Genomic DNA, 6514 nt, shown 5'->3' with positions numbered 1-6514 from the left:
CGCCATCCATGGCTCCGCACAGTTTTGGAAAGCCTGCCCAGCTTAATCTCCGAACCTGTGTGCTGGACTCGTCTCGAAAAGCCTTCCTTATATTATTTCTTCAGGCGTTTATTTATGAATTTTCCGGTTTTATACCTCCGAAAAGGCGCAGAACGCAGGCTCCGGGCTGGTCATCTTTGGGTCTACAGCAATGAAGTGGATACTCATCGCTCCCCGCTGACCGAGTTTGAAACCGGAGCCCAGGCTGAACTGCGCGCGGCCAACGATAAACCCATGGGAACGGTGTTTGTGAATCCGCATGCGCTGATCTGCGGCCGTTTGATCAGCCGGAATGCCGCTCATGGCATGACGCCGCAAAGGCTTACCGAGCGGGTGGAGACGGCGCTGGCTCTGCGGGAGCGGTTGTTTGACAAGCCGTTTTATCGCTGGGTGTTTGGCGACAGTGACGGGCTTTCCGGGCTGGTGATTGACCGGTTTGATGATGTGGTGGTGGTTCAGATTTCCACGGCCGGCATGGAGCAGATGAAGGAGTCGGTTGTTCGTGCGGTGCAGCGGTTGGCGCATCCGCGGGCGATTATCCTCAAGAACGACGGCAAGATGAGGAAGGTAGAAGGGCTGGATACTTACGTTGAGCAGGCCCATGGCCCGGAGATTGATCTCCTGCCGGTTGAGGAGAATGGCGTGCGATTCGAGGTGCCCATGGAAGGGGGGCAGAAAACGGGATGGTTCTATGATCACCGCATGAACCGGCAGCGGCTGCAGGCCTATGCGCCGGGCAAGCGTGTGCTGGATGTGTTCAGTTACGTAGGTGGCTGGGGTATCCAGGCTGCCTGTGCCGGGGCTACGCAGGTGACCTGTGTGGACAGTTCCTCTGGTGCCATCGACTCTGTTCATCACAATGCGAAGATCAATGGCCTTGATAACATCGAGACGATAGAGGGTGATGCCTTCGACGCCCTGAAAGCGCTGTGCGATGAGAAGGAAAAGTTCGACATCGTTGTCCTCGACCCACCGGCACTGATCCCCCGGCGGCGTGACCAGAAGGCTGGGGAAGAGGCTTATGCGCGCCTGAACCAGTTGGGACTTCGGCTGCTTGATCGGGATGGACTACTGGTGTCGGCTTCCTGCTCTATGCATCTGTCCCAAGAGAAGCTGACGGATATTATCCGCAGCAGCGGCCGCAAGATTGACCGGTTTGTTCAATTATTGGAGCAAGGCCATCAAGCGCCGGATCATCCGGTAGTACCGGGGATTCCGGAGACGGATTATATTAAAAGCTGTTTTGTTCGGTCGTTGACTGGGTTTCTTTGAGCTTGGGGGAGGTCAGTCAGCGGGGGCGCTGCTCCGGGATACGCTGTAAATACGTCCCTGTACGCTCGACAAAAACATCCATGTTTTTGACGCTCCCGGAGTAGCGCCCCCGCTGACTGGCCCAGACGATGGCAGTTAACCTCGAAGGCTCATAATCTTCCAGCCATTTTCTTTCGCAATGTTTTCAAGCGTCGGATCCGGGTCTACCGCTACCGGATTTTCGACTTTGCGTAGTAGAGGCGCATCGTTGTGGGAGTCGCTATAGAACCAGGCGCCCTCGAGACTTTCTCCAGTTGATTCCAACCAGTCATTCAGGCGGGCTACTTTGCCGTCCTGAAAGCTGGGAATACCTGCAACTTCTCCCGTATAGCGCCCATTGACCATTTCTGGCTCAGTGGCAATCAGGTGATCAATGTCCAGCAGCTTAGCCACTGGCTCGGTAACGAACCGGTTGGTTGCAGTGATGATCATCAAGGTATGGCCATCGGCCCGATGGCTATCCAGCAATGCCTTGGCTTTTTCGAGCATCATAGGCTGGATTTTTTTTGCCATAAACTGTTCGCGCCAGGCCAGAAGCTGTTCCGTGTCATACCGTGCAAGAGGCTGAAGGGCAAAGCTCAGGTAGCGCATGATGTCCAGCTCTCCATTCAGATACTCCTCATAGAAGCGGTCGTTTGCCTGCCGGTATTCCTCCGCATCCACAATCGACTCTTCCACCAGGAATTCCCCCCAGGCGTGGTCACTGTCTCCGGCGAGCAGGGTGTTATCGAGATCAAAAATCGCGAGCGTCAACTTGGATACCTCCGGGAAAAACGACGACTGTCACAGGCGCAACAGTCTAGCATGACGCGCCGCCGTCGGCTTCGTTTGCCGAAGCCTTGGGATTCTGTAAGAATGAGAGCAACTTGGATAAATCCGGCCGGTGAATTTTTAATCCGGCCAACCGACTTTTAAGAGGACTGTGCCGTGATCGATTCGGACGGTTTCAGACCCAACGTCGGAATCATTCTGGCCAATCACAGGGGGGAAGTCCTCTGGGCAAGGCGAATAGGGCAGGACTCCTGGCAGTTCCCTCAAGGTGGTATCAAGCACGACGAATCACCGGAAGAGGCCCTTTACAGGGAACTGGCGGAGGAAATTGGTCTCGGTACAGGCGATGTGGAAATCATCAGCTGTACCCGTGGCTGGCTGAGATACCGCCTCCCTCGCAGGATGGTGCGCCACAATTCGCACCCGGTCTGCGTGGGACAAAAACAGAAATGGTTCCTGCTGAGGATGCTTTCGCCGGATGCGCAGGTACGCGTGGACGGCACGGACTCGCCGGAATTCGACGGCTGGCAGTGGGTTAGCTACTGGTACCCGCTTGGGCAGGTCGTATCGTTTAAACGCGAGGTCTATCGACGTGCGCTGCGAGAGCTCGCGCCGCGGCTGTTTTACAACATGGAACAGTGGCGCCAGAGCGAGCCTTCCCGACGCGCGAAGGACACACAGAAATGACGGATTGAACCCGCCATGCTGAGCATACTGCGAAGTCTTGTACAAGAGGTAAACAGTGCCCGCGATTTGCAGGAGGCGCTGGATGTCATTGTTTCGCGGGTGCAGAAAGCCATGGATACCGAGGTTTGCTCGGTTTATCTGCTTGATCCAGCCACAAATCGCTACATATTAATGGCCACGGAAGGCTTGTACCAGCAAGCAGTAGGGCAGGTCAGCCTGGGTTATTCCGAGGGCCTGATTGGTCTGGTTGGCTCCCGGGAGGAGCCTATCAACCTTGAAGATGCTCCATCCCACCCCCGCTATCGTTACTTTCCAGAGACCGGCGAAGAGCGTTTCCGCTCGTTCCTGGGTGTTCCCATCATTCACCATCGCCGGGTTCTTGGCGTTCTTGTTGTTCAGCAACGGGAAAGTTCGCGCTGCTTTGACGAGGGTGAAGAAGCCTTCCTGGTTACCGTTTCGGCTCAATTGGCCGGTGTTATTGCCCACAGCGAGGCAACGGGCGCCATCAGCGGTCTTTCCCTGACCGGTGAAGAAGCGACCGATGTCAGTTTCAGTGGTGTGCCTGGTGCGCCGGGCGTTGCCATTGGCAAGGGTGTGGTGGTGTACCCTGCCGCCGACCTGGACGTAGTGCCTGAGAAGCCCACCGATGATATTGAATTGGAACTGTCGCTGTTTGATGGCGCGGTAACTGCGGTTCGGGAAGATATTGAGCGGGTGGCGGCCCGGCTCGCTTCCCAGCTTCGCCCGGAAGAGCAGGCTCTGTTCGATGTCTATTTGCGTATGCTGGGCGATGACGCAATGCCAGGTGAGGTGGGCAACCGGATCAAGGAAGGTTTCTGGGCCCAGGGCGCGCTGAAACAGGTGGTTCAGCAGTACGTTCGTCACTTTGAAATGATGGACGACCACTACCTGCAGGAGCGGGCTGTCGACATCCGGGATCTCGGCCGCCGTTTGTTGTCCCACTTGCAGGAAGGTGAGCAGAAGGACACGGTCTATCCTGAGAACACGGTCCTGGTCAGTGAAGAACTGACGCCGGCCATGCTCGGGGAAGTGCCCAAAGGGCAACTGGTCGGTTTGGTGTCGGTCAAGGGGTCCAGCAACTCCCACGTTGCCATCCTGGCACGTGCCATGGGGGTGCCCACGGTCATGGGTCTGGTAGATATTCCGGTCAACCAACTGGATGGCAAGGACCTGATTGTTGATGGCTTTGAAGGGCAGATTTTTGCGTCACCCTCCACGGACCTGAGGAACTTCTACCAGGAAATCTGTGACGAGGAAGATGAGTTGGTCAAAGGGCTGGAAGCCCTGCGGGACCTGCCTTGCGAAACCACCGACAACCACCGCGTGTCGCTGCTGGTGAATACCGGTTTGATGACCGATGTGGTGCGCTCTCTGAGCCACGGTGCTGAAGGTATCGGTCTGTACCGCACCGAAGTGCCGTTCATGATCAAGGACCGGTTCCCGTCAGAACAGGAGCAGCGTGAATACTACCGCGAGCAACTGGAAGCCTTTGCCCCGAACCCTGTCACCATGCGTACGCTGGACATCGGCGGCGATAAGGCGCTGACGTACTTCCCGATCCAGGAAGAGAACCCGTTTCTGGGCTGGCGCGGTATCCGGGTAACCCTGGATCATCCAGAGATATTCCTGGTTCAGGTAAGGGCGATGCTCAAGGCGAGTGAGGGCCTGAACAATCTGCAGATCATGCTGCCGATGATCAGCAATATCTCAGAAGTGGAAGAATCCCTCCACCTGATTTACCGGGTTTATCATGAGGTCAGGGAGGAAGGTTACAACATCCATATGCCCAAGGTCGGGGTAATGGTGGAGATTCCGGCGGCGGTGTATCAGATTCGCGAGTTGGCGGATCGCGTGGATTTCCTCTCTGTTGGCTCAAACGACCTGACCCAGTACCTGCTGGCGGTGGATCGCAACAATCCCAGGGTCGCGCAGCTGTACCATTCCTATCATCCCGCCGTGTTGCAGGCGCTGGTGCGCGTAGCACAGGACGCCCATGCGGTCGGCAAGCCTGTCGGTATCTGCGGCGAGCTGGCGGGTGACCCTGGCGGCGCGCTGCTGTTGATGGCGATGGGTTACGATTCGCTCTCCATGAACGCGGCCAGCCTGCCGAAGGTCAAGTCGGTCATTCGCAGTGTTAGCCGCGAATGGTCGGCACAGCTGCTGGAAGATGTGCTGTTGCTGGATTCGCCGCACGTTATCAAGAGCTGTGTGGATCTGGCCCTGCGTAATGCCGGATTTGGCCGCTATCTGCGCCCGGGCAAGTCCAGTGCCATTGCCCATGCCGAAAAGGCCCTTTCGTGAAGGCGTATAGCCAATTGGTCCTATATAGGGTGTGTACTCTAAAACTGGCTGCTAGTGTTGAAAGCAATAGCCAACCGCACCCGCATGGGGATATTGAATGACGGCAACCACAACAGCGATTAAGCCCGAACCTCGCATCGGCCTGGCCCTCGGCGGCGGTGGCCCGTTGGGAGGTATCTACGAAATCGGGGCATTGCGCGCGCTCGATGAGGCGCTGGATGGCCTTGATTTCAATAATATTGATGTTTACGTCGGCGTGAACGCGGGCTCCTTTGTTGCGGCCAATTTGGCCAACCAGATGACCACCGCCCAGTTGTGTCGGATTTTTGTGCGCAATGAAGCGGAAGTGCACCCCTTCCATCCGGAAGTGTTCTATCGCCCGGCGTTCCGGGAGCTGGGCAGTCGCTTGCTGGCGGTTCCGGGCCTGGTGACGACGGCTGTGCGACGGTTCGTAAATAACCCTTATGACCAGAGCCTGCTGGAAGCGCTGACGATTCTTGCGCAGGCTGCGCCTGCGGGCCTTTTCGATAACGAAGGCCTGCACGAATATCTGCAGCGGGCCTTTACCATGCTTGGTCGCACCAACGATTTCCGACAGCTTAAGCGCAGTCTTTATATTGTTGCGGCGGATGTGGAAAGCACTGAGGCGGTCTGCTTTGGTGCCCCCGGTTTTGATCACGTGCCCATATCAAAAGCGATTCAGGCGAGTACCTCGTCTCCGGGCATCTATGTTCCGGTCACTATCGACGGGCGTTACTACGTGGACGGTACTCTGAGAAAGGGGTTGCATGCCTCCGTGGCGTTTGAGGACGGTGCGGATCTGGTTTTCGCGGTCAATCCACAGGTTCCCATTGATGCGAGCTCAGCTGTGCGGGCCGGTACCATGGGGCCGGGTGATCTGACCCGGTCGGGTATGCCAAACCTGCTGTCCCAGATGTTCCGCACCATGGTGTACTCCCGAATGCAATCAGGCATTGCGCAGTACACCCGGGATTACCCGGACAAGGATATTCTGCTGTTCGAGCCGACCCGCGATGATGCCAAGCTGTTCTTCTCCAATGTGTTCAGTTTCCAGTCCCGCCGGATGGTGTGTGAGCATGCCTACCAGATGACGCGGCGTGATCTGCTGAACCGTGCGGACGAGCTGGAGCCTAAACTTGCGAAGTATGGTATTCGTCTGCGTCGGGATCGACTGGAAGACGAGCAGCGCACCATCAGTACCAGCCTGTACGGTGAGATGCTGCCCCTTTATGTGGCAAAAGGCCGCAAGAAACGGGCTCAGAAAGGAAAGTTGGCGACGGGCTTTGATAATGTGTCGGAGCTGTTCAGTAAGGCGTTGTAGGGGGCGCGAAGAACGCGCGCCCCAAAGGATACATTCGGGCCT

5 protein-coding genes are annotated in these 6514 nt (G+C 56.8%); 4 read left to right on the top strand and 1 reads right to left on the bottom strand.

The annotated features are described in order from the left end of the window. Positions 1-114: 114 nt before the first annotated feature. Complete coding sequence (locus tag B3M52_RS19495) at positions 115-1311, top strand: class I SAM-dependent rRNA methyltransferase (RefSeq protein ID WP_075195826.1); 1197 nt, start codon at positions 115-117, stop codon at positions 1309-1311. 135 nt (positions 1312-1446) lie between these two features. Here B3M52_RS19495 and B3M52_RS19490 read toward each other — a convergent pair whose 3' ends face one another. Further along, complete coding sequence (locus B3M52_RS19490) at positions 1447-2103, bottom strand: HAD family hydrolase (RefSeq protein ID WP_075195825.1); 657 nt, start codon at positions 2101-2103, stop codon at positions 1447-1449. 174 nt (positions 2104-2277) lie between these two features. On the opposite strand from B3M52_RS19490, the gene B3M52_RS19485 reads away from it, so the two are divergent. The 3 genes from B3M52_RS19485 (at position 2278) to B3M52_RS19475 (ending at position 6472) form a co-directional block, all read left to right on the top strand. Next, complete coding sequence (locus B3M52_RS19485; protein ID WP_036203550.1) at positions 2278-2808, top strand: RNA pyrophosphohydrolase; 531 nt, start codon at positions 2278-2280, stop codon at positions 2806-2808. A 15-nt stretch (positions 2809-2823) separates the two neighbouring features. Continuing rightward, positions 2824-5130: a phosphoenolpyruvate--protein phosphotransferase gene (gene ptsP / locus B3M52_RS19480; protein ID WP_075195824.1), complete on the top strand. Its 2307-nt coding sequence runs from the start codon at positions 2824-2826 to the stop codon at positions 5128-5130. Between the two features lie 97 nt (positions 5131-5227). After that, complete coding sequence (locus tag B3M52_RS19475; protein ID WP_036203555.1) at positions 5228-6472, top strand: patatin-like phospholipase family protein; 1245 nt, start codon at positions 5228-5230, stop codon at positions 6470-6472. Positions 6473-6514 lie beyond the last annotated feature (42 nt).

This window comes from Marinobacter sp. UBA2688 (assembly GCF_002352785.1).
Lineage (GTDB): Bacteria > Pseudomonadota > Gammaproteobacteria > Pseudomonadales > Oleiphilaceae > Marinobacter > Marinobacter salarius.
Note: the sequence above shows the minus strand (reverse complement) of the source record. Positions and strands in the feature narration are given on the sequence as shown.